This is a genomic window from Bradyrhizobium sp. (genome assembly GCF_016462955.1).
GTDB lineage: Bacteria > Pseudomonadota > Alphaproteobacteria > Rhizobiales > Xanthobacteraceae > Bradyrhizobium.
On sequence record NZ_JAEMSD010000047.1, the window covers coordinates 1 to 1,953 of the forward strand.

A 1,953-nucleotide genomic window follows, 5' to 3' on the forward strand; every position below is an offset into this window, starting at 1 on the left:
GGAAGCGGTCGACCACCAGCGTGCCGGCCTCCTTGTCCATCTCATACTTGATCGGTTCGCCGCCAACGGGGACTTCAATGATGACGTTGACGTCCTGGGGTACGTTTTTCCCGATCGAGACCGCATCGATACGCATTCAAGGCTCCGTTGTTGCCGAGGACCAATCGCGCCCGGCAGCGATTTTGGCGCTGTCATACGCGGGCTTGGCCCGTTGATCCATCGCGTTCTTGTGAAATAATGAATCCAGCGATCACCGGCGCGAGAGGCGGCGGTATCGACGGACAGGGAACGCCGCCCGGCAGGATTTCAGCAGCTTAATTGGTCCAGGCGAAGGCAACCTTGTCGAGCGCCTTCGGCCCGAACCGCTCGGAAGAGCGCGCCACCATGCGGCCGCCCAAGGTCCGGTAGAACTCGGTCGCCGGATCGTTGTCCGAGAGCGCCCACACCACCATGCTCTTCAGCCCGCTCTGCATGAGGTCGCGGCGGGCGGCCGCGAACAGGCGGCGGCCGAAGCCGAGGCCTTGAAACTCGGGCCGCAGGTAAAGCTCGTAAATCTCGCCGTCGAAATGCAGGCTGCGGGCCCGGTTGCGGCCGTAATTGGCATAACCGGCGATCTTGTCACCGAACACCAGCACGCTGACGCGGCTGCCCTTGCGAATCGCGCTGTCCCACCACTGCGGACCGCGGCGGTTGATCAGCTTCTCCAGCTCGGCGCCGGGGATGATGCCCTGATAGGCCGAACGCCAGGCTTCGTCATGGGTCGACGCCACCGCAGTTGCATCTGCAGCTTTGGCCGGCCGAACCTCGATCAGGGTTGTGCTCATGGACGCGATCAAACCAAGTCGCCGCGCCGGCGGCAAGACCTATCGTTAATTATCGGTTAACCTGTGGATTTTCTGCATCAGTATTATGACCATGTTGTACCGAAAGAGGACAGGCCGCCGTTGCAATGGGCAATGGCGTGGCGAGGGCCGGTGCAAAACTCCGTTACGGCCGCGAACGAACGGCCATGGCATCGCAAAAAGTCCACCAAGAATGATTCGTTCCTACTAGGCTGCGGGTCGCTGTTCGCGTGCGTCCCTGGCAATTCATGCGGCTCCTCAATACCATCGCGCTCCTGCCACTGCTGGCCTTGCTGACTGCGCTACCTCTGGGCGCACAGGTCGCGTTCGGGCCATCGGGCGCGGAGAGCGAACCGTTACGTCGTCAAGACTGGCTTGTGCCGTCACCGGACACCGGCGTTGCTGCTCATGCCCTGCTGTTTCGCCCTACCGGACCAGGTCCGTTCCGCCTCGTGGTGATCGCGCACGCCTCGACGCAGAATGCGCTGCGTCGCGCGCAAATGCCGCAGCCGGAATACCGTCCGCTCGCCGCCCACCTCGTTGCGCGTGGGTTTGCCGTCTTGGTGCCGGAGCGGCCCGGCCATGGTGCGACCGGCGGCCGCTATCTCGAGGATCAGGGCGGCTGCGACGAGGCCGATTACGCAGGCTCGGGCCGCGCCACGGCCGACGCAATCAAGCTTGCGCTGGACCATCTGCAAAAGCAGGATTTCATCCGCAAGGACGCCGCGATCGTGATCGGCCATTCCGCGGGGGGATGGGGTGCGCTGGCGCTCGCCAAGGCCGATCCGAAGGCGATCTCCGCGATCGCAGTGTTTGCGCCGGGGCGCGGCGGCCATGCGGATGATGAGCCGGGCCGAATCTGCGCGCCGGACAGGCTGCTCGCCGCCGCGCCTGTGCCGTGAGAGCTGCCGCACGCCTATACGCAAGCTGGACCTGGGGCGCTCCGGAGCGTTCACAGGAGCGTTCACAGGAGCGCCCGGGCGCCTTTGGCTGTGCGCGATCCTCTGTGGGCTCGATTCGATGGGTCTAACTCTACTTCTAAGTTGACTTTACAGGGAGCGGGGGGCGGTGGCAGCAGCAGACGGTGGCCTAACGGCGGCCGATGGGGGTC

At 64.4% G+C, this 1,953-nt stretch carries 1 protein-coding gene and 2 pseudogenes; 1 reads left to right on the plus strand and 2 read right to left on the minus strand.

Annotation, left to right across the window (positions count from 1 at the left end; all coding sequences use genetic code 11):
• Together JHD07_RS07950 and JHD07_RS07955 are read right to left on the minus strand one after the other, a co-directional pair.
• Window positions 1-136, minus strand: a pseudogene (locus JHD07_RS07950) (inorganic pyrophosphatase); the annotation flags it as partial.
• Between the two features lie 178 nt (window positions 137-314).
• Window positions 315-824 carry a GNAT family N-acetyltransferase gene (locus JHD07_RS07955; protein WP_291620748.1) on the minus strand — a complete coding sequence of 170 codons (510 nt, stop codon included), beginning with the start codon at window positions 822-824 and terminating at the stop codon, window positions 315-317.
• Window positions 825-1,090: 266 nt separating this feature from the next.
• Here JHD07_RS07955 and JHD07_RS07960 point away from each other — a divergent pair.
• Window positions 1,091-1,732: pseudogene (locus tag JHD07_RS07960) on the plus strand (alpha/beta fold hydrolase); the annotation flags it as partial.
• Between the last annotated feature and the right edge of the window lie 221 nt (window positions 1,733-1,953).